The 22,582-nt window shown below is 57.8% G+C and carries 11 protein-coding genes and 1 riboswitch; all 11 genes read right to left on the bottom strand.

The window, feature by feature from the left end; translation table 11 throughout:
* Positions 1-7: 7 nt before the first annotated feature.
* The 11 genes from RWM61_RS08965 to RWM61_RS08915 all read right to left on the bottom strand — a co-directional run bounded on the left by RWM61_RS08965 (position 8) and on the right by RWM61_RS08915 (position 22,207).
* Positions 8-838 (bottom strand): hypothetical protein, encoded by an 831-nt coding sequence (locus RWM61_RS08965; protein WP_313999709.1) that lies wholly within the window; start codon positions 836-838, stop codon positions 8-10.
* 14 nt (positions 839-852) lie between these two features.
* Positions 853-1,800 (bottom strand): hypothetical protein, encoded by a 948-nt coding sequence (locus RWM61_RS08960; RefSeq protein WP_313999707.1) that lies wholly within the window; start codon positions 1,798-1,800, stop codon positions 853-855.
* Positions 1,801-1,826: 26 nt separating this feature from the next.
* A complete protein-coding gene (locus tag RWM61_RS08955) occupies positions 1,827-5,057 on the bottom strand; it encodes a fibronectin type III domain-containing protein (protein ID WP_313999705.1) in 3,231 nt (1,076 codons plus the stop codon).
* Positions 4,942-6,255, bottom strand: coding sequence for an S-layer homology domain-containing protein (locus RWM61_RS08950; protein ID WP_313999703.1), 1,314 nt, complete (start codon positions 6,253-6,255; stop codon positions 4,942-4,944). Before RWM61_RS08950 ends, RWM61_RS08955 begins: the two co-directional genes overlap by 116 nt.
* 28 nt (positions 6,256-6,283) lie before the next feature.
* The gene (locus RWM61_RS08945) at positions 6,284-10,558 is read right to left on the bottom strand and encodes a fibronectin type III domain-containing protein (protein WP_313999701.1); all 4,275 of its coding nucleotides are present in this window, start codon (positions 10,556-10,558) and stop codon (positions 6,284-6,286) included.
* Between the two features lie 173 nt (positions 10,559-10,731).
* A riboswitch (cyclic di-GMP riboswitch) is annotated at positions 10,732-10,826 on the bottom strand.
* A 280-nt stretch (positions 10,827-11,106) separates the two neighbouring features.
* Positions 11,107-12,207, bottom strand: a complete 1,101-nt coding sequence (locus tag RWM61_RS08940) for a Gfo/Idh/MocA family oxidoreductase (protein WP_313999699.1) — start codon at positions 12,205-12,207, stop codon at positions 11,107-11,109.
* Between the two features lie 27 nt (positions 12,208-12,234).
* The gene (locus RWM61_RS08935) at positions 12,235-12,960 is read right to left on the bottom strand and encodes a ThuA domain-containing protein (protein ID WP_313999697.1); all 726 of its coding nucleotides are present in this window, start codon (positions 12,958-12,960) and stop codon (positions 12,235-12,237) included.
* Between the two features lie 50 nt (positions 12,961-13,010).
* Positions 13,011-14,168: a Gfo/Idh/MocA family oxidoreductase gene (locus tag RWM61_RS08930; RefSeq protein WP_313999695.1), complete on the bottom strand. Its 1,158-nt coding sequence runs from the start codon at positions 14,166-14,168 to the stop codon at positions 13,011-13,013.
* 24 nt (positions 14,169-14,192) lie between these two features.
* Positions 14,193-15,215, bottom strand: a complete 1,023-nt coding sequence (locus RWM61_RS08925; RefSeq protein ID WP_313999693.1) for a LacI family DNA-binding transcriptional regulator — start codon at positions 15,213-15,215, stop codon at positions 14,193-14,195.
* Between the two features lie 156 nt (positions 15,216-15,371).
* Positions 15,372-15,959, bottom strand: a complete 588-nt coding sequence (locus tag RWM61_RS08920; RefSeq protein WP_313999691.1) for a nitroreductase — start codon at positions 15,957-15,959, stop codon at positions 15,372-15,374.
* Between the two features lie 161 nt (positions 15,960-16,120).
* On the bottom strand, positions 16,121-22,207 hold the full coding sequence (locus RWM61_RS08915) for an alpha-amylase family glycosyl hydrolase (protein WP_313999689.1): 6,087 nt from the start codon (positions 22,205-22,207) through the stop codon (positions 16,121-16,123).
* Positions 22,208-22,582 lie beyond the last annotated feature (375 nt).

Here is a 22,582-nt window from a genome sequence, read left to right as displayed (position 1 = left end):
TCGCGGATTAGTTGTATTTTTCCGTGTAGCTTTCCGCCATGACGGCTTCTTCGGTCTTTCCGGCTTTCATGAGTCCCGCTATCGTTTCCGGGGTTTCGCCGAGCTTCTGCGCCAGGACGAACGCTTCCGCCACCTGCCGTTCCGTGAATGTCCCCGACACGAGCCTGGCCATCTGCTCTTCGGTAATCTGAACCCTCGGCAGCGTTGAAGCGCTGTGGAGAATATCCAGGTCGGCGGCGATCTGCTTCCAGGTTTTTTGCGACTCGAGCTTGTCCGCGATGATATCTTTCACGGGAGAACCGGAGACGAAGGAGATTCGGTCGGCCAGCATAATATCGTCAGGGGTCATTCCAGCCGTTGTCGTCAGACTCTCCAGGTAGTCCGGTTCGAACGATCGCGGGACGAAATCTTCGTGATTTCGGTTATATTCTGCAAACACGGCGGACCACGTTTTGCCCGATTCCTTCTGAGTCGCCAGAGATTCCAACTCTTGTTTTTTGCCGAAATTCTGATAGAGAAATTCGTAGGCGATGAGCAGATCCGGAAGATCGTGTCCTTCGAGGATGAGCCGCTCGATTTCGTTCTTGAATTTCTCATGTACGTTAAGAGTGAGCAGCAGATTTTTGAAGCGGCTCACATTGAGATCGTACCGACCGGGATCCGTTTCGTTCAGCTTGTTCAACACTTCCTGGGAAATGTCGGTATTCACGGCATCGCCCGCGGCCGGCGATTCCCCCGACAGAGCGGTCTCCGCGAGTACGCGGCCGATTTGAATAACCGCTCCCAATGCCAATAAAACGACCAATGCCCGGGAAATTTTTTTTATGTTCAGCTTCAATTTCGCTAACCCCTTTACGGCCGATTTGGATTCAAAGCTTCGACTTCTTTCATGATTTGCTCCGTCGGATTTTCCGGTCTTACATCTGCAAGCCCGGGTTGAGGAACGTCGGGCAGCAGCGGCTCCTTCTCGGAATCCGGCGATGGTGAGGAGACAATCTGCCCCGGCTGCACGGCGAATCCGCCATCGGCCGCCATTCGATTGTCCTGTTGGACTTGCTCGAGCAGGACCGTTTCCACAACGGATACGGTAATGATTTCGTCCTGCGCGAAGCCGGCGCTCTTCTCCTCTTTCTCTTTCAAATAGGCTTCTTTGTCATCGAGATACTTCTCGAAACGGATGCCGATCTGCAGGGCCAGCAGATATTCGTCCAGCGCCGCCTCCAAACTTCCGAGTTCTTCTCTCAGCATCACCATGCCGTACACCGCCGCGCTCAGGTCGAACTGTCCGGCCAGCTTGCGAATCGTCTCCGTTCTCCGGTCCTTCTTCCCTTCTTCCGTCATAGCGGCGGGCAGGGGGATTTCCGGCCGAGCAGCGCGATCGTTCGCCATTTCTTGCAACTGGAACTGAAGTCTCTCCGCCGCCATCTTGGCTTCCAGAATGTCTTCCTCTGAGAAACCTTTCTTCTGCAATTGGGAAATCGTCTCTTCCATCCCCGCTCCGGCGAGCAGCTCGCTCCGTTTTTCCCGATCCGCCCGGTTATCGTTGCCGTTTTTCTTCAGTTTTCCCAGCACTTCGTTCCAGGTAAATCCCGATTGTTTGAGCTTCAAGATGTCTTCCGCCTTGACCCCGGTCATATTGGAAATATCCGCGGCGATCGCGGCATCCTCCCGGGCTTCGGGAACGGCGGCCTTGCCCCGGCTTGCCTTGCCATTCAGGACAAACGCAAACGTCTGTGCAAGGATGGCGATGCCGACGGCCAGGGCAACCCATTTGGAATGCTTCTTGAACATCAGTTCCATTCGATCAACCCCTGCTGTCTATTGGATTATTCGACGAACGCGTCAATCGTCATTTGTCCGGTCACTTTGGACTTGAACACGACCGACGCGATCTCCCCCGACCAGGACGTTCCCGGCACGACGTTCCGATTTGCCTTGAAGGTGATACGGCCAGGGGTGTAGGCGGCTTCGAGCGGCGAACCCGGAATTTTACCTCCGCTCACATCCGCTTGAGGCGTGAATTGATACAGGTCGACGACGTCCATTTCATTCGGGTTATACGTTACGACATACGTCAGTTCGCTGAAATCCTGAACGTTATAGGCGAACAGCGATAAGTCGAACTCGGCTCCTCTTGTTCCGTTGACGAGATACGACGGGCTGTTCGTACTCTGCACGATCGAGGGGCTCCAAGCCGTCACGCCCGTGACGTTCTTGGCGCGGACACGGTACGTATACGCGGTGCCCGGGGCCAGATCCGGATGCAGATAGGTCGCTTCGGCCCCGACGCTGACCGTCTTTCCGTCGATCTCGAGATCGTATCCGGTTGCCCCGTCCACCTTCTCCCAGCGCAGTTCGATCGAGTTGGTCGTCGGGAAGGCCTGGATGTTGGTTGGCGCATCCGGCGGGTCCGGCAGCGTCGACAAGGAAAGAACCGCCACCCAATCGCCGATGCGCTCCTGGTCTTTGACCCGGATTCGATAGGTATGGAACTCGCCCGCCGCAAGGCCCGTATGGTTGTAGATCGTGTTGCTGCCGTTATCCATCATCACCCCGTCGACTTCGACGTCATATTGGGCGTTCGGCGCCACTGTGTCCCAAGAGATGGTAATGAACGTATTTGTGACGATTGCCGCGATGTTGGTCAGCGATAAGGCCGAATTTGGGCCGCTCGGCAACGTAGCCATCGTGACCGGACTGCTCCACTCGCTGTCTCCGCTGATATTCTTTGCCCGCACCCTGTACGTATGGCGGCTGTCCGGACCCAGGTCAGGATGCACGAATTGGTTGTCGGTCACGTTCACTATGTTGGCGCCGTCGATCTCGACGTCATAGCTGTCCGTATACGGCACCTTGTACCAGGTGACCGTGATCGAGCTTTGTTCCGATGTGGCCATCAGGTTGGTCGGCGCCGTCGGGATTTCCGGGTGTGTCATAATATCAATCGGGGGGCTCCAGGCGCTCTTCCCGCCGATGTTCTTGGCGCGAACCCGGTACGTATGGCCGGTCACCGGCTCCAGCCCATTATCCGTGTATTGCGTCTGATTGCCGGTATCGATAAGGAATCCGTCCGCTTCGATCTCGTACCCGGTCGCTCTTTCCGCGGCGTCCCATGTAACGGTAACCGAGCGAATCGAGGGCTGCGCGGCTACGTTCTCCGGAGTCGGCGGCGGATCAGGCCATGTCGTGACCGTGATCGGCTCGCTCCAACCGCTGATGCCTCCTATATTTTTGGCCCTGACCCGGTATACATGCGGGGTCTCCGGCTGCAATCCGGAATGCGTGAAGGTCGTCCCGCTTCCGGCATCCATGACCTTGCCGTCCGCTTCAACCTCATAGCTCTCCGCTCTTGCCGCGGCATTCCAGTTCAAGGTTACGTACGTCTGCTCGTAGGCGGGCACAATATCGGTTGGCGTTTCCGGAGGATTCGGCAGGGTGAAGACCTGCCGTTCTGCACTCCATTTGCCGATGCCCCCGGCGTTTACGGTTCGTACCCGGTACGTATGACGCGTGTCGGGGGACAAGCCCGTATGCGTATAGCTTACTGCCGTTCCGTTCGCGATGACGATGCCGTCCGCTTCGACGTCATATGCCGAAGCCCCGCTAACTGCAGGCCAGTTCAATGTGATCGAGGTTTGGGTTCTCGTTGCCGCGATGTTCGCTGGAGGATAGGCAAGGGTTGTTCCCGCTACGACCCCGCTCCAATTGGTTGCCGTCCCTTCCTGATTGATCGCCGATGCCTGAAGATTGTAAGTTGTACCCGCGATCAGCCCGTTCACCGTGGTTTGTTTGTTGATCAGGGTGATCGGGACCGGGCTTGCCGTGAGGTTTCCGGCTGCGTCTATGTATTGGTTTCCAACTTTTATCTGATAGCGGGTAGCGGAAGGATTACTGTCGCCGATCTTGATCCCCAGCGTTGATTCCGCAGACTGGATGACGCTGACCGCGGGAGTCTGCGCCTTCGTATACACAACCTGCTGCTTTGCCGAAATACGTTCAAGCTTGTCCCTTGCCTCAACGGTTACCGGATATGCCGTATCCGGGGACAACTGATAAAACGTATAGGGATTGGCGGTCCATTCGCTTCTGCTGTTTCCAATCGTATAGCGGTAAGGCGTTTCCGCCAAACCGACGCCGCTGTCCGTTGCCGATCCGGCCACCGTAATATTGCCGTATGTCGACGAGCTTTGAATGTTTCCGATCACCGGACCCGATTTATCGACATAGAATTCAACGGTTTGGACGACGGGATTGTAGTAATTGTCCGTAACGGCAACTTTCAGGATATGCCTTCCTTCGGATAATCCGTCCACACTCAAACGGCTGAAAGCGACCTCCTGCGCTGTAGCCGTATTGGATATGGTCCTGCTTTCCCTGACGGCCGATTCCCCATCGATGGTATACGTGCTTGTCAAGGTGTCGCCGTCCCGATCGGATACCGATATTCTGGGAACGAAGGAATCGGCCAGCCATTGGCCGTTCGTCGGAGAGAGAATCGCCAAGCCGGGCGAAGTTCCCATCACCGGGCCGCTGGTTACGGATGTCGTCCTCGTCACATACCCGTATTCCGGCGAAACCCAATAGGTTTCATTGATCCAGCCGTATTCAGGCGGTACATAGTAGGTTACCGTGACATACCCGTACCGATCCGGAACCCAGACCAACCTGGTGATGAGGCGGGTCGTTTCGTTTTCATCTTTTACGCAAGGAGTCTTATGCTCGTACGTAATGCCGCTGTCCGATCTTCCGACACACCAAGACTCCTGAATCTCTGTTCGTTCATAATGTCCGGGTTCGACGATCTGCCATTCTTCCCGTGTATAACTATATCCGTTTCTGACGATGCCCCAAACACTTCTTGTTCGGTAATATCCGCCCCCGATTTGTTCGTAATTTTGATAGTTCAACGTATAATTGTAGCCGGTGCTATAGCGAAGTGCGCTATCGATGTAGCGGGTGTCGGACCCGCTGTAGATCTGGGTTCCACCCCGGTATAGAACATAGGGCCCGCTTCCGGTGCCCGCCCAATCCAACTGAACCGTGCTGTTGTCTGTCACATTTGCAGTCAGCGCCGCAAACGCGGTCTGCGGTTGCCGGAATATCCCCACCATGAATAAAAGGAAAAACGCTGCTGCAAGCCCTATTCGTTGTCCTCTGCCCTTGGTCATGTTCGGTCACCTCGCCCCCTTCACATCGGCAATGTAGAGGAAATGTAATAGTTGTTCGATTCTTTGTCGTATGACGCGACGATTTCCAGATTCCCGAAGCTTGCGCGTATCCGCCCGTCGATTTGATATCCTTTTTCTTTCGCATACCCGGCAAGGTTTTGATTGATCTTGTCGCTGAAGCTGTGTCATAGGAAAACATGCTGGCGAGCAGCTCGTATGCGACCTCCGGGTCCGCAACGTCAACGTTCGTGATCAAATCCCAAGTGAGCGTGCCGTCATCGGCTATTTGATAGGAGGAGGAGTAAAGAAACGAATCCTTGGCCGTTTGATTGGATGAATCGTGATTCGAGACAAGTTGAATAAACGTCCTGCCCGACTGCTGGTAGGTTTTCATCTGAAGACCGAGCTTCTTGGCAAATAGCTCATGCTTGGCCAGAATACCCTTTTGGTCTGCAAACGTTACGTTTTTCAACGCTCCCCAATCGTCATTTGAAACAACCGCCTTCAATGAGGTCAGGCCGGACTTGTTCACAAAACGGTAGACAAACTGGACGGCTTCCGCCCTTGTCAACGAATCGCCGGGCATGAATCCCTTGATCGTTTGATCCGTCTTTCCGCTGGATAACCCTCGACTATAGAGATCCGTGATGGACGATTCCACCGATCGGGCACTGTCATCCGGATAATAAGCGCCCAAGGCAGAGGACAGAATGATCGCCACGTTTTTCCGAAGAATCGGTTTATTTGCCGCCGTTTTATCGGATAATCCTTTTACAAACCAATTTTTTTCATAGGCATAGGCATAGTATTTGTCGTACCAGCTTCCTCCCTTGCCGGACAAAGATTCGTAGGATGAAATGAGAATCTTTAAAAATTCCGCTTCCGTAACCGGCTTCTCAGGAGCAAACGTTCCATCCGAAAATCCGTCCAGCACCTTTTTCCCGACTCCCCATGTTATCGCGTCGAACGCCCAGTGCTCTCGGGAAACATCGGAAAATCCCGTTCCTTGTTCCGCGCTTGTCGGAGGTAATACGGCAATAAAGAAAACCGCTAGCGCCATCAAAAATGACATGACCGGCCTTGACATAAACGAACACGCTCCGTAATTGGATTTTTTACTCAACGGTGTAAGTGATCTTCGAGTATTCGTTGGATTTCGCCTGGAACTTGATCGTATTCATGATCGTCTTATCGGCATTGATCACGTCGTAAACGATTCGGCCGCCGGCGAACTCGATGACGGTCATGTTCGTGCCCGGAATCGGCCCCGCCGCAAGCTCCATCTCCGGCGTAGCCGCGCTTAAATCCAGAACCTCAAGCTCTTCCGGGTTATAGGCAACAATCATTCTTCTCCTCAAACCGTCCGGTTTCTTGGGCACCACGACGACGAAGTTGAAAATCGTGTCCTGTCCGGCGTTCACCGTCAGTTCGGGAGTCGTCCGTTGCTTCAATGGATCCGACCATTCGCTTGCACCGTTCCCGTTCACAGCCCGCACCCGGTAAATATGCATCGTATTCGGTTTCAGGCCTTGATGCGTATAGCCGGTTCCGGTAATCACGCTTACGATCTGCCCGTCGACCTCGACATCATAGCTTAGGCTTCCGGCGACCGCCCCCCATTGCAGAGTGATGGAGGCGGTCGCAGCCGTCGCCGCTAAATTTGCCGGCTTCTCGGGAGTTGTCGATTTCGTCGCAAGGGCGCTCCACCCGCTCCATTCGCCGACCTCGCTGCCGATCCTGGCCCGGACGCGATACGTATGAGGAGTACCCGGTTTCAGGCCCTGATGCACGTACCGCGTTTCCGGGCCGACATCAACAATGCTCGAGTCCACTTCCACCTCATAACCGGCCGCTCCGGCCACTTCTTCCCATGCCACGGTAATTTGCGAGCTGGCGGCGTCGAGCCGGATAATCTTCGGAATGCCGAGCGAAGTCGCTTTCGTAATGGCGCTGCTCCAATCGCCGGCGACCGCTCCGTTCTTGGCTCTGACGCGGTAAGCGTGCCATGAATTCGGAGCAAGCCCGATGTGCGAATAACTCGTGACGGAGCCGACGTCAATCAGTTCTCCATCCACCATCAGGTCATATTCTGTCGCGCCCGGAACGGCATTCCAGGATACGGTTATCGAAGCAGCCGTCACGGCCTCGATGACAGGCTGCGGTTTGTCCAGGCCGGTCGATTTCGTTACAGCCGCGCTCCACTCCCCGGCTCCCGCGCGATTTCTTGCACGGACTCTGTAGCTATGCTCGGTGGAAGGTTGCAATCCGCGGTGCACGAAGGTTGTGTTTAAGCCGTTATCCTTCAGTTCCCCATCGACTTCCAAATCATATCCGGTTGCGCCGATGACCGGATCCCAGGATACCGTAATCTCCGTGCTGGAGACTGAAGCCTGCAGGTTGCCCGGAATATCGGAAGGCGTTATCTTGGTTAACTCTGCGCTCCATTGTCCGATGACCGCTCCGTTCTTCGCCCTCACCCGGTAGATATGCTCCGAATTCGGACTTAAGCCGGTATGGACGTAAGTCGTGTCCGCACCGTTATCCAGAACGGCCCCGTCCGCTTCCACATCATACCCTGTCGCCCCGCTTACCTCGGACCAGGTCAGAACGATGCGGTCGGCGCTAACGTCCGCCTGGAGTTGTCCAGGCACGGACGGCAGCGTCATAACCTTAATTGCAGAGCTCCACGCGCTCGCTCCTTGGGCGTTGACCGTTCTCACCCGGTAGGTGTGGGCAGTATTGGGCAAAAGTCCCGTATGAACAAAAGTCGGTTGGGTCAGCTTCTCGATCAAGACACCGTCTGCTTCCAGGTCATAACCGGTTGCTCCTGCAACGGCATCCCAGGTCAACGCAACGTCCGTGTCCGAAGCGGTCGCGGTGAAACCTGCGGGCACACCCGACAAAGTCGATTTGGCGATGATGGCGGTCCATTTGCCGGCCCCGCTTGCGTTAACGGCGCGAATCCGGTACGCCCGCTGGGTGTTCGAATTTAATCCGGCCTCGGTGTACTGCAGCGAGTTCCCGTTATCTTCGACGGTGTTATAGATGTCGAGCTCGTATCCTTCGGCGCCCCTTACCGCTTCCCATTGAATCGATATCGAAGTGCTTGTCGCGGATGTTCGTATCCCGGTCGGGATATCCGGCAGCGTCCACTTTCGCGCCAATGGCGACCAAGCGCCGGTGACCGCTGCCGTCTTCGCCCTCACCCGGTAGCTGTGTTCCGTCCCTGACAATAGCGATACGTGCACGTAATTCGGCGATTCTCCCGCATCCACGATGACTCCGTCCGTTTCGATATCGTAACCGGTCGCTCCCGGAACCGGCGCCCACGAGACGGATATGGCCGTTTCCGTCGCCGCCATCTCCTGTATGGTTGTCGTCCCGAGCTTGGTCGCCACGGTCGCCGATGAACTCCATTCCCCGACAACGATGCCGTTCTTGGCCCTGACGCGATACGTGTGGAGCGTCCCGGGAACAAGTCCGTCATGGACAAAGGTTGTGCCCGATCCGTTATCGACCACCACTCCGTCGGCTTCGACCTCGTAACCTTCCGCATAGCTGACCGCTCCCCACCGGAGGGTAACCGACGTCTCCGATGATCCGGCCGCCTCAATCCCAGGCACTCCAATCGGGTACAGCAAGGACGGGGGAATCACGGATTTTCCTTGCGAGGCGCTCTCCCAAAGCAGCTTGATGCGCGACGTTCCGTTCGTTTCCCTGTATTCCAATTGAATGTCGTAGCGTCTGCCGGCTTCAAGGGCGATGGTCCCTTGCCGATAGATCATGTTGCGCCGCTCCCAGTCGTCGATCAGCAGCCGATTGTCCACCCAAAGCCTGACGCCGCCGTGCGCTTCCACATAAATCGTATACGTTTCGGAAAACAGAGGCTCGATCTGCCCGGTCCATCTTGCGGAAAATTGATCCGGGTCGATTCCTGCCGCCGGAGCGCCATTTCTCCAGTCAAATTCAACCGTTTGGTCAATCCGTGTTTCTTTCAAAGCCGACAAATTTTCCTCGTCAAAATATTCCCCTTTCAGTCCGATGCCGCGACCGGCCTCAGGCAACGTGGATTTGCTGATGAAGACGCTCCACGCTCTCGGGCCGTCCGCCGTTCTCGCCCTGACGCGGTAGGCGTGCGAGGTGTTGGGCGCCAAATCGCTATGCGTAAACGCTGTGTTCATGCCATTGTCCAGAACCGTCCCGTCCGCTTCCACGTCATAGCCCGTTGCATTCGGAACCCCGTCCCAGTTCAGTGTTATGCTGCGGCTTGTTGCGCTTGCCCGGATATTGGTCGGAGCCTCGGGCAGAATCGTCTTCTGCAAGATGGCGCTCCAGTCTCCGGCACCTCCGCCGTTCCTCGCCCTGATTCGGTAAGAATGCTGTGTATTCGGCATCAGTCCGGTATGCGTATAGGCGGTTTCGGCGCCGTTATCGATCAGGCTGCCGTCCGCCTCGATGTCATAGCCCGTCGCTCCGGCCGCCGCGTCCCAAGTCAGAACGATGCTCTCGTCCGAAACCGTCGCGGCGAAATTGGCCGGTACGGCAACTTTCGTACGGATCGCCTGAAGATTGCTCCAGTCACCCTCGATTTCCGGCACTTTCGCCCTGATACGGTAAGAATGCTCCGTATTGGCCGCCAAGTTCGAATGCGTATAGGTCGTATTTGACCCCATATCGATCACCTGGCCGTCCGCCTCCAGATCGTACCCGGTTGCCCCTTCCACCGGATCCCATCCGATCGTCACCGTATAACTGGTCGACGCAAGCTGCATGTTCGCCGGAACGCCCGGAATGAACGGAGGGTTCAGCTGGCTTTTCGGTATGACTTCCTTCGGCTGACTCGCGCTGGACCACAGAAGCTTGGCGTTGGCAGCCCCCTGGTCCTCCTTGTACTCCAACTGCAAATCGTAGGAATTCCCGGCCGTCAACGGAATCGCTCCGCTCTCTTTGGTCATGCCGTTTCCGTCCCATCGGTCGACTAGCAATTGCTGGTTCACCCACAAGCGGACGCCGCCATGCGCTTCCACGTAGAAGGTGTAGAGCTCGGAGTATCGCGGCTCCGCTTTGCCGCTCCACCGAACGGTGAACGCATCCCTGTCCAAGCCCGGGTCGGGAGAATTTCCTCCCCAATCGAAACTGACCTGATCGTCCAGGCGAATGATTTTTCGGTCGGTAAAATCCAGGCTGTTGAAGTATTCCGCTCTCAATCCGCGGCCTTGACCGTAAGTGGCAGCTGGAACCGTCGTATCCCCGTAGACAGAATCTGTGACACCGGTTTCTCCATAGACCGGCGCAGCGAACTCAAACGATGCGAACCCTATCGGAACCATAAGTTGCAAAAACAGCGATAAAACCAGAAGCTTTGAAACTTTCTTTTTCCAAACCGACATCCGTGAATCCCCTCCGCATCCCCAAGTAGATTGACCTGACATAGCCGAGCGAGCGAGCAAGCTTTGTGGCTGCTCCTTCATGATTGGCAAAAAATAAAACCCCGTGCAAAAGCCATAGCTTTGCCCAGGGTTTACTAGATGAAAAATGACAAAACGCGCTTGTTGTCGAGACCGTTGGCAACCTGGCAATCAGTGGCCCCGCTGTCAACGAGGCTTTAGACCCATGGCTTTGCGTCATTCCCTTTCGGGAATTTTGCCTTTTTCATAAGTTTCTGGAACTACCTGAATTATAGGACAAATCTCCCTATTAATCAATATGTTTCCTGAATTTATGTCGAATTTCAATAGGATTTCAGTAAACCCATGTCGAAATCATGGACAACCAACAAACGATATAGGGAATTACGAGGTTACTCACCGAGCGGTAAAAGACAAAATCAAAAACGCCGGGGAATAGGAAAGGAGCCGCGCAAAAAACGGCTCCTTTCGTCTGTTCCTATGGTTTTCGGACTGCCCAGCGTGATGCAGCCGAATTTACATTGAGCATATTAATCCAGCTCATAGTCCGCCAGGCCCGCCGGAAGCGGCGCCGGCTTCGCGCAGGTGCTGCGCATCGTGTAATGCCGGCCTTGCTCGGACGCGTCGTGAAAACCGTGCATCGTCTCCAGCACGTGATAGGCCAGCTCCCCGGCGGCGCGGTAGCTTCGCCCGGTGCGGATCGCCTTGGCCATATCGGCCGCGCCGATGCCCCGCGCATTCTCTGCATTGGCATGCGTCAGCGCGATATCGGCCCACTCCCTGGAGCCGGCGCGCGACAGCCGGATTTCGCCGCTGAACATGTTCGGATCGGGCACGACCAGCGTTCCCTCGCTGCCGTATACTTCAATGCGCGGGAGCACGGAACCGCCCTTCACGTCAAAGCTGGTCAGAATCGTGCCGATCGGACCGGACGCGAAGTCGATGATGCCGGCGACATGCGTCGGCACGTCCACCGTTATCCGCTGCCCCTTCAGCGGCTCGCTTGTAATCAACCGCTCCGGATAGGAGATGCGGGCCGATCCGGTAACCCGGCTGATCGGCCCGAGCATGGCGATTAATGCCGTCAAATAATAAGGCCCCATATCGAACATCGGGCCGCCGCCCGTCTTGTAGAAAAATTCCGGCGCCGGATGCCACATCTCGGTACCGCCGCTCATCATGAAGGCGGTTGCCCCGATCGGCGTGCCGATCGCGCCGTCTTCGATCAGCTTGATGCACGTCTGGATGCCGGCGCCCAGAAACGTGTCCGGCGCACAGCCGACGAGCAATCCCTTGCTCCGCGCAATATCCAGCATGCGCGATGCGTCCTCGCGCGTGACGGACAGCGGCTTCTCCACGTATACGTGCTTGCCCGCTTCAAGCGCCTGGATGCATACGGGAGCATGCGCCGCCGGGATCGTCAGATTAATGACCATTTCGATCTCCGGATCGGCTAGCAGCTCCTCCACCGAGCAGCCGCGTACGCCGTGTTTGGCGGCCTTGGCCTTCGCCCGCTCCACATCGAGATCGGCGCATGCGACGATTTCCATCGACTCGAAGCGGCCGCCGTTCTGAAAATAAATGCCGCTGATGTTGCCTGTGCCGATGATGCCAACTTTCACTCTATCCACGCTGCTTCTCTCCTTCGTCTTCCAGCTCTAAAGCTGATTATCAGCCATACCCGAATAGGCTTCGCGACGCCCCGTCCCGGCCTTCCCTGCCTCGTGCTTGCCTTCCGCAGCCCACAGAAAGCCGCGGCGCATCAATTCGGTTACGACAGGCATCCGCACGATGTCGGCCACATGGCCGAGCGAATTGTAGTAGACGCGGCCGACTCCCCAGCGCTTCGTCCATACGACCGGCATATCGACGGGCCCGTTGGGCGAATGCGGTCCCTCCACGACGGGAAACCGCGTCGTCGCCAGCACCTCGACCGCCGGGTCGACGTGCAAATAATATTGCTCCGACTTGACGCCGAAGTCCTCAATCCCCGCCACCAGCGGGCTGGAGCTGTGCTTGACGTTCACGACATACTCGACGCCGTCGTTCCCCGGATGGGCCACCCATTGCCCGCCGGTCATGAATTGCCAATCCACGTTCTCGCGGAACGCGTCGCACATGCCGCCGTGGCAGCCGGCCAATCCCACGCCGCTCTGAACCGCCGCCGATACGTTGTCGACCAGCTTTTGCTCAATTCGTCCCATCGTCCAGACCGGCACGATCAGGTCCAGCCCGAGAAGCTTCTCCGCATCGGCAAACGACTCCAGCGAATCCGATACCTCGACTTCAAAGCCGTCCCGCTCCAGCATCCCGCGAAAATGGTCCGCGACCCGCTCGGGCTCATGCCCGTTCCAGCCGCCCCATACGATCAACGCTTTACTCATGGTCATCACTCCCTGTCTTTACACGCATTCAGCCCTTCGGCGGACCAAGGTTACATCTCTTCGATTCCGACCCAGCGCCGCTCCTCGATCGACCGCTCCACCGCTTCGAGCACAGCCTGGCACGCAACCCCGTCACGGAAGTTCGGCACCGGCTGGCGGTCTGCGGCGATCGCATGAAGCAGTTCCACTACCTCATGCGTGAACGTCTGGCCATAGCCGATCGTATGGCCGGCCGGCCACCAGGCATTCATGTAGGCATGCGCCGGATCGGTCGCAAGCACCCTGCGGAAGCCCTGCACATCTTCGGCGTCATCGCCCAAATAAACCTGCAGCTCGTTCATTCGCTCGAAATCGAATTTGACGCTGCCCTTGCTGCCGTTGATCTCGAACGCATTCGTGCACCGGTGGCCCGATGCGTAGCGCGTCGCCTCGAAGCTGCCGAGCGCGCCGTTCGCGAAGCGCGCCAGGAATAGCGTAGCGTCATCGACCGTAACGGGCCCCTTCGGGGCGTCCGCGCTGCCTTTGCCGCTTAGACCGGTCATGGAAGACGGCATCGGACGCTCCTTGATGAACGTCTCGCTCATGCCGATGACCTCTTTCATGCCGCCGATGAGGAAATGCGCGAGATCGATCAGATGCGCGCCGAGGTCGCCGTGCGAGCCGGAGCCGGCGATATTTTTGTCCAGTCTCCACACCAGCGGAAAATCGGGATCGACGATCCAGTCCTGCAGAAACCAGGCGCGATAGTGGTAAATGCGGCCTAGCCGCCCTTCCTCGACGAGCTTCTTCGCCAGCTGCACGGCCGGCGCGAACCGGTAATTGAAGCCGACCATATGCTTGACGCCGGCCGCTTCCGCAGCCTCCAGCATCTCGCGCGAATCGGAGAGCGTCAGCGCAAGCGGCTTCTCGCAGAATAAATGCTTGCCGGCCTTGGCCGCGGCGAGCGCGATCTCCTTATGCACGTTGGACGGCGCGTTGATATCGATCAGATCGATATCGTCCCGGGCCACAAGCGCCCGCCAATCCGTCTCCGTCGATTCCCAGCCGAATTGCGCCGCCGCTTGGGCGAGTCCTACCGGATCGCGGCCGCAGATCGCCTTCATCACAGGCGTCGGCGCATCGGGAAAAAACATCGGCGCATCCCTGTACGCCTGGCTGTGCGCCTTCCCCATAAACTTGTAACCGACCATACCGACATTCAGCTTCATCTCTTAACCCTCCCGATAAAATGGTTATCTTGCCGATGATTTCCTGATTACCAGCTCGGTCGGCATCGTCCTGCGGAAAACGGACGCCTCGCCCGACCAGTCGGGAATCCGTTCCAGCAGCATGTCCGCCGCCGTCAAGCCCATCTCATAAAAAGGCACCTTCACCGTCGTCAGCGGCGGGTCCGACATACGTGACGCGTCGGAATCGTCATAGCCGACGATGGGGATGTCGGCCGGCGCCCGGCACCCTTTCTCGCGCAGCCCTTGCAGCAGTCCGATCGCCATCCGGTCGTTGGCGGCGAATATCGCGTCCAGCTTTTCCCTGTCCGCATACACCGCCGCGGCAGCCGCCCGGCCGCTTGTCATGCTGTAATTTCCCTCATACAGCAGCCGCGGATCGAAGCCTAGTCCCGATTCCTTCAGCGCCTGGATATACCCCGCAAGCCGGTCGGCGCTGGTGGAGTAGTGGGGGGACCCGTTAAGGAAGCCGATTCGCCGGCAACCGCTTTCAATAAGGTGTTTAACCGCGAGATAGCTTCCCGTCTTGTGAGCCGCGACAACGGTGCTGGCACGCGGATCGTCGAAGCTCTGGTCGATCAGGCAGAACGGCAGCCCCTCCTCCGCCATAGCCGCAATGCCGGCCGTTTCGGACGGCAGCGAGCTGGCGCCGAGCACGAGACAGCCGTCGATGCGTTGGGTCCGGAACAGCGACACGTAGTCGTACGGCTCCGCCGGATCCCGATACAGCAGCAGCAGGCCGCAGCCGTGCGCGCGGGCCGCTTCGCCGATGCCGCTCATCATCTCCGAGAAATAATAGGTGGAGAAAAGACGCACCTTCGGCACATGCGGAATCACGACACCGAGATTGCCGCTTCGGCCGCGGGCGAAGCTCGAAGCGATGGCATTCATATGGTAATTCAGCTTTTGGGCCGCTTCAAGCACCCGCTGCCGCGTCGACTCGCGAATCGGGCCGACGCCGTTCATCACTCTCGAGACCGTTGCCTCGGACACGCCGGCCATGTCCGCAACCTCTTTGCGTGTAGCCATTTTTGTCTGCCGAAACCACCTTGAATCGCATTATATGTACGCGCGTACATTTTCGCATGCAAACCATCGTTTTGTCAATCGGAAAAAATGTCGAAGGGCGGCAGGTCTCACCGGCTGCCGACGCAGCCCGATGAAGCCTCCCGCCCTTATCGAGAATTACTTATTCGAATCCGTGCCGTCGAGCCAGACCGTTTTATCTGCGGCCCGCCTCCGCCTGCCGGCAGGCGCCGGCATGTCCGGCACGCCCGCATACACAAGCCCGACCGGCCACTCGTTCTCCTCCAGGCCGAGCGCCTCTTTCATCCGGGCATGATACAGCGGTTCGCCCGACCGCCAGATGGCGCCAAGGCCGAGCGCATGAGCCATTAGCAGCATATTCTGTACGGCGGCGTGGGCCGCGGCGAATTCCTCGATCCGCACCACTCTCGGGTTGTCCGACGGCTTGACCGCAACGGCGATCACGACCGGCGAACGGTACGCTTTTGCCCCATGCTTGGCTTTGAGCTCCGCCATCGCCGCTTCGTCCGATACTTCCGCCTGCTCTGCCGCGATGTCTCCGTACGCTTGCGCCAGCACGTCCCTGCCGCCGCCCGTCATGACGATGAACCGCCAAGGCTCGGTGGCATGGTGGCTCGGCGCCCAGTTGCCCGCTTCCAATATTTGCTCGATCGTCTCGCGCGGGATCGGATCGGCCTTCACCCGCCCGATTGACCGGCGTCCTTTGATCGCTTCCATCAGTTCCAACGCTCATCCGCCCTTCCCCTGCCTGCCGGCAGCCTTACCCTGATTTTACCTTCCTTCCGCACGCGGGGCAAACGGCAGCCGCCTAAAGGCGACAAAAAACGCCATCCCGCGGCAGACCGCGGATGGCGTTCATACGTTGTGGCGGCTTACCGTCTTTAGCCTTATAGTTTCGACAATAAATTGTATATCGCCTGAGCGCCCTCGGCGCGGGTCACCAGAGCCGCCGGTTCGAATGTATGATCCGAACGGCCTTTGAGAAGGCCTGATCCGGCCGCGTCCGCAATCGCTTCGGCCGCCCATGGACGGAGGCCGGCAGTATCCCGGAACGCCACGCTCAAACGGTTCGCCGCCTTGTCCGCAACAGTCGAATGTCTGTAGGCCCTCATGAGCATAACGGCCATTTCCGATCGTGTCATCGCGGCATTCGGCTCAAAGGCGCTGCTGCTCTTGCCGTTTACAATACCTGCGGCATAAGCGGCCGCAACGTCGCCGGCATACCAGGTATCAGCCGGAACGTCTCCGAACGGCACGGCTGTCTCTTCGCCGGTTGGCAGACGAAGCGCACGAACCAGCATCGCGGTGAACTCGGCCCGGGCCATGCTCCGGGACGGAATGAACTGTTCGTTCTCCATGCCTTTCACCACTTGCTTGGCAGCCAGCGCCCGGACCGCCCGGAGCGCCCAGTGCGAAGGGCCGACGTCCGTGAACGTCTTGACAACCCGAAGCACCGCATATTTGCTGAAGTGGCGGACCTTCGCGGATACCTCGCTTCCGTTCCAGTCGCCTCCCGCGTACTCAAGCTTCCCGTCATCTCCGATGAAATAGACGCCGCTGATGTCCCGATCCGCTTCTCCGTCGACGTCAAAGGTCAGCGTAATCGGCTGCTCGAAGGCGGTAAGGAATTTCCGGGAAGCATCCGACCCGACAACGGACAGGCGGAACTCATATACTTGGCTGAGCGCCCGTACGCCGCCGGCCGTTCCCGCAACCTGTCCGATTGTCGCTTGCGCTGCTGCTGTATCCGCAGGCTTCATCTCCAATGAGATCTGCATGCCGCCCGCCGCTTCTCCCTCCGCCAGACTTTGCAGCGCTTTCAGCACCTCGGCCGGGATTTCGATATCCAGCTTGCTTTGCTTCAGCACCAGCTTGCCTTCGTTGACAATTTCCGCCGCCCGGAGCGGCAGCAATACCTGCTGCGCGCCGTCGGCGATTTCGACGGTCACTGCCCCCCCTGCTTTCGGCGCTGCTTCTAGAGCGGCTTCATTCACCGTCCGGGACGGCGCCGGCCGGTCAGTCGGAGCGCTTGGGGCGGCACCGTTACCCGAGCCGAGCCCCGGTTCCGGCGGATTACCCGCTCCCAGGCCGGCCCCCGGTTCCGGCGGATTACCCGCTCCCGGGCCGGCCCCCGGTTCCGGCGGATTACCCGCTCCCGGGCCGGGCCCCGGTTCCGGCGGATTGCCCGCGCCGGAGGTGCGCGTGATCTTAAGTTTCAGCGTCTTCGTCGCCTGTCCGGCACGCCCCTTGTCGGTATACCACGGCAGATTGAGCGTCTCCTGCGTCGGTTCGATACGAAGCTCGAACGCATTCGGCCCCGGGTTCAGCGGAATCGATTCGATATCGACTTGACCGAACTCATCCATCGCATTGTCCGCAATCGGCTGACCGTTAATCGTGAATTCAACCCCGTAAGGAACGTTCGCCTTCAGCCGGAAACGGTCGTCCGCCGTCGTATATTCGATATCCTCGCCGTATGAGATTCTCGGCATCGAAACGATCATCGGCATATCGGCCCAACGCAGCACATAATCGTTCACGAGCATCCTGTTGCCGCCCTGGTTTGCGATTTTCAGCTGCATGTTCGTATCCGTCGAGCTGTACGCCCAGTTGCCCATGTCCGAAGTGTCGTTCGGTACCCTGCTGTGGCTGGCAAAAGCTTCAGTCGCCCAGCTTCCGCGGGCGTACTTGTATTGGATGGACTTGCCGGCCATCATTTTGAACGAGTACTCCAGAACGCTGCGATTCGTCGCGCCGCTCGGCACCGCAAGCTTGGTCGACTGCACGTTCCAGCCGTTGAAATCGCCCGCGATGGTAATGTCATCGGTATCCGGCGTATAATCCGGGATTTGGAGCCTCATCGTCACATCGATCATGACCAGCTTCGGCGTCACCGACTGCTCGCCCGACATCGTTCGGTTGTATGCCTGATCGTATGCCGCGACCTTGTACTTGTATTGGATGTCGTTGTTAACCGTAAAATCGGTAAACGCCATAACGTCTTTTTTCACTACGGCGATTTTTCTCCAGGCCGCGTCAATGGATGAAGAACGATACACTTCAAAACCGGCAATCGTGTCGTCCGTCACGCTCCAGGCCAACGCCGCTCGGCTTGATTCCTGAAGGATGGCCGCGAGCTCCGGAGCCGCCGGAGGCGTCGTATCTTCTGTGTCCGGAAGAACATTCACCCGGTTTGCCGCCGAACGGGTCCATGTCTCGCCGTTGTCCGTGGAGAAAGCGGCGTAATAGTTGTACACGCCCTGCTCCGTCGGCTCAAAGGAAGCTTTGTATATCTTGGCGTTCCCCGAATCCTGTTTGTACTTCATGTCGACCGATGCGGCTGACTCCTCCGGTGTACTGCCGCTGTAGTAATAAAGCTTGCCCATCAGATTCGGCGCGCTTTGTCCCGCATAAACCGAGTCCGTCAGGCCATAGGCGGTAACGGTGACGGTGATCTCACCCGTTTTGGACCCAACCCCCAACGTCACGTCTGCAGCCGCCGAAGGCGCCGACACCTCGCTGATCGGGAAAGAAGGCGTAGCGGACACCGTTTCGGCCGGCACGCTCTCGGACGTTCCCGCAAAGGCGGTTACCGTGTAATAATACTTCGTTGCGTTCGTGACGTTCGAATCGGTGAAGGATAAACCCTCCGGTGTTCCCATCAGCTCCGCTTCGCCTCCGTCGATTAGCGACCGGTAGACGCGATACCCCGCCGCCCCGTTCACTGCGTTCCAGGCAAGGTCTACCTTGCCGTTGCCGGCTTCCGCCTGAAGGTTCGTTACGGAAGGCAGGCTGCTCAACGCTTCCTCCGATACCATCATCACACCTGTCTTGGCCGGCAGCGTAATCGTTGCCTTGCCGCCTGCCGTAACCGCCGTGATCGCACCGCCGAGCCGGTCGACAAGCGTCAAGCCATCCGGCAGGAAACCGGCCGTCTTCGCCTCGATCGTCTGCGCCGCGCCGCTCCGGTTGATCGCCACCAGGCCGCCCTTCGATGCGCTCTTCCTGGCATAAGCGATAACATCGCCTTCCGCATAAACCGCCTTGATCTCGCCCGTACGGAACAGGTCATAGCCGTTGCGGACGGCGGCCGCCGTTTTGTATGTGTCGAACAGCTTCTCATACCGTCCGACCCCTTCGTAATTGCCGTCGCCGCCCGCAACCCGTTCCCATGGGAACGTCCTGCGGGAATCCGGGTCCTTCGTGCCCGCCAAGCCCACTTCATCCCCGTAGTAGACGGTCGGCGCACCCGGATAACCCATTTGGAAAATCGCGACCAGCGCCTGGTCCGCCAGCGCCGCATCGCTCGCTTCAGGCGCGATTTTCGTCCGCTCCTCCTCATAATTCGGGAAGTCCAGCTTCGTGATCGAACGCGTCGTATCATGGGAGCCGACCAGATTCAGCATGACCCGCCACGCTTCCTCCGGATAATCCTCCCGAATCGATTCGAGCGCCTGATTGAAATTGGCGGCGTTGCCGCCGATCATGAAGCTTTGCAATGCGCCCCTGAAGCGGTAATTCATGACCGAGTCGAACTGATCGCCGAGCAGGTAACGGGTCGCTACACCCCACTCTTCGCCGAGGATGATCGGTTCCTCGATCGGCTGCCCGTTCGCGTTGGCGCGGCCTTCCTGCGACTTTACGGCCTCGCGGAATTTTTTCCAGGTGCCGCTCGAGACGTCCGGCGCGACGTCCAGCCGCCAGCCGCTTGCTCCCATCCAGTTCCAGCGCTGGGATGCGGTATTCTTCATTTCCTCTTCGGCCTGCCCGTCCGAAAGCCCGGACAGATCATATCCGATGACTTCCTCCCGGTAGTTGACGTTGTTCCATTCATGAACGCCTGCAAGCGCTTTTGAATCGCCCGCTTGCGGCTCTACGGCATCCATTGCCGGCAGCGAGTCATACCCCCACCAGGCGTCATATTTGTAAATATCACTCGTCCCGTCGCGGTCTTTCACCAGCTCATTCTTAATCGTGAACCAGTTCACGAATTTGAAATCGTCCGGGTAGACGTAATTCTTGCCCGTCTGCGGATTGATCAGGCCTGTAAAATAATCCCGCGCCCGCTCCTCGGCCTGCTCCGCCGTCATGCCCGGCGTTGCGTTCTGAATGTCGTACACTTTCGCCCAGTACTCGTAAGAACCGATCTCCGGATACTTCTCGTACCGGTCGAAGTAAACCGAATCGTCGCCGACGTGGTTGAACACGCCGTCCATAATCAGCTTGATGCCTTTCTCGCGGGCGGCGTTGGCAAATTCGATGAACACCTGATCCGATGCGATCCGCGTCGCCTCGGCATCCAGGCCGCTGGCAGGATCGCCGGGCGTGTTGTAAACCGGCTGGCCGAACATCGGATCCAGATGCTTGTAATCGGTGGCGTCGTATTTATGGTTGGACGCGGCCCATGCGATCGGGTTGAAATAAATCGCCGTCACGCCTATCGATTTCAGGTAGTCCAGCTTCTGCCGCACTCCTTGAATGTCCCCGCCGTAAAATTCGTTGGTCCAAATGCCGTCCGTTTCTGAATCCGGATAATACGGCTTGTTCTCCGGCAGGCTCCGGTCCGGGTTCTCGGGAATGCTGCTCCAATCCCCCTTCACCTGTCCCGGGGCGGGATCGTTCGCCACGCCGCCGTCGAAATATTGCAGCGGATAAGGCGTAATCGTGCCGATGCCGTCGCTCTCCGAGCGGAAGCCGCGATAGCCGTCCTTCAGCTTGGCCCGGTTGTTCGCTTCGCTGCCGTCAAAGAAACGGTCCGGGAGAATTTGATAGACGACGGCATTTTTCATCCAGTCCGGAGTGGTGAAGCCCGGATCGTATACCGTCAAATCGAAAGGCACAGCCCCTTCGTCGACGGCGGTTCCGCTGCCGCCGCGGTTCGTGTCGTCGCCATACTCGACCTTGGTTCCCCCGTCGATCAGAATAAATTTATAGCCCCAAACGCCGATACCCGCGAAGACCGTCTTCGGTACGGTAACCTCGAAGTAATCCTTGTCTCCGAGCGCCGTCGCCTTGCGCATATCGAACGTGGACGCCATGCCTTCGCCGCTGTTCAACTCAAGCCGCGCAAGCTGCACGTCGTCCTTCGCCGCCGCGATGCGGAACGTCACGTCCTGCATCCCTTTCTTGACGGCGCCGAACGGCTTCTTGAATGTGACGCTGCGGCTGTCGAACTGAAGGCTTTGCTTCTTGATCCGGCCGTCAAAGCCGCCGGTCGGCAGAACGGTTTCCGCCGTAAGCAGCTTGTCGCCCGTGTAATTGATCGAGAAGATCGTATATCCGCCTTCAACACCCGCAACCTGCAGATTGGCCCCGTCCATGCCGGTTGTTCCGTAATTTTCGCTCCAGTCGGAGCCGAACGTCACCTTCGCCTCGTAAGTTCCCACCGGAACGGTGCGCTGCAGCTTATATACCGAGCCGTCGAAATTGTAATCCGCGAAATACAGCGTCGACGTTCCCGGCGACCACTCGGCCGCTTCCCCGAGCGCCGTCTGTATGCTTCCGACCAGTCTGGGCCACTTGGCGTCCGTTAATGCCGGGGTATATTGGGGAAGCCCCGTTACGCCCGCAGCCGAAATTCTGGCCTGATTGATCTCCTCGTTCACATATATGGCAATGGGCGTTTCCTCCGTCAACGTCAGGGAAAAGTTCCCCCCATTGTTGTCGAATCCGTTCCACGTATCGTTCTTCGTCAGCTTGAATTCGTGCGTGCCTGCCGGCAAAACCGTGTTATAGATATACAAACCGCCGACGATGTGCCGCATTTTGCCCTGAGTGTTGGATGGATCCCACGCGGTGAACGTACCGGCAACCACCCACTTGCCGGCGCCTCCGGGCTGCTCAGCCCATTGATTCTCCATCGGCGCGGACGCGGCCGGCGTGAGGAAGACAAAGGCGGACAGAATCTGGAACAACAAAGCGGCGGACAAAAGCGCTGAAATCATGGTCATACGTCTGGAACGCATCAGGTGCATGAAACGGACTCCTTCCGGATTAGGTTGGTGAACGTGCCGAATATTGGGGCGCAGCCCCGTCAGATCGCGATGAAACGACAATAGATGAGCTTTCTCCCCCCCTTTCATGCGGCAGGCAGTGCCGACAGGACGACCAAAACCGACAGATCGCGCAAACGTTTGCATGAAACAGCGACGATGACCGGCTTCACAAAATCATAGGGCAGTTTCATGAAAACGCTTTAATTCTTGGTAATTATCATAAGCATAGTCGCAATCGATTGTAAAAAGTTATTCTTAGCCCATTTTCCGGCTTTACACTAAAGAAAATCTTATTTTCTTATATTATCTAAATAATCCTCACTATTTCTTGATTTTTTGGTATATGTATTTATC

Origin of the sequence: uncultured Paenibacillus sp., from assembly GCF_963515335.1 — a bacterium.
Lineage (GTDB): Bacteria > Bacillota > Bacilli > Paenibacillales > Paenibacillaceae > Paenibacillus_I.
The sequence above is the reverse complement of the archived record's forward strand: the minus strand, read 5'-3'. Positions and strand labels throughout refer to the sequence as shown.

What these genes read in the sequence shown, in the direction of transcription:
- RWM61_RS08960 (WP_313999707.1), bottom strand. Translation starts at nt 1,800, where the DNA reads ATGGAACTGATGTTCAAGAAGCATTCCAAATGGGTTGCCCTGGCCGTC.
- RWM61_RS08950 (WP_313999703.1), bottom strand. Translation starts at nt 6,255, where the DNA reads ATGTCAAGGCCGGTCATGTCATTTTTGATGGCGCTAGCGGTTTTCTTT.
- RWM61_RS08945 (WP_313999701.1), bottom strand. Translation starts at nt 10,558, where the DNA reads ATGTCGGTTTGGAAAAAGAAAGTTTCAAAGCTTCTGGTTTTATCGCTG.
- RWM61_RS08935 (WP_313999697.1), bottom strand. Translation starts at nt 12,960, where the DNA reads ATGAGTAAAGCGTTGATCGTATGGGGCGGCTGGAACGGGCATGAGCCC.
- RWM61_RS08930 (WP_313999695.1), bottom strand. Translation starts at nt 14,168, where the DNA reads ATGAAGCTGAATGTCGGTATGGTCGGTTACAAGTTTATGGGGAAGGCG.
- RWM61_RS08925 (WP_313999693.1), bottom strand. Translation starts at nt 15,215, where the DNA reads ATGGCTACACGCAAAGAGGTTGCGGACATGGCCGGCGTGTCCGAGGCA.
- RWM61_RS08915 (WP_313999689.1), bottom strand. Translation starts at nt 22,207, where the DNA reads ATGCACCTGATGCGTTCCAGACGTATGACCATGATTTCAGCGCTTTTG.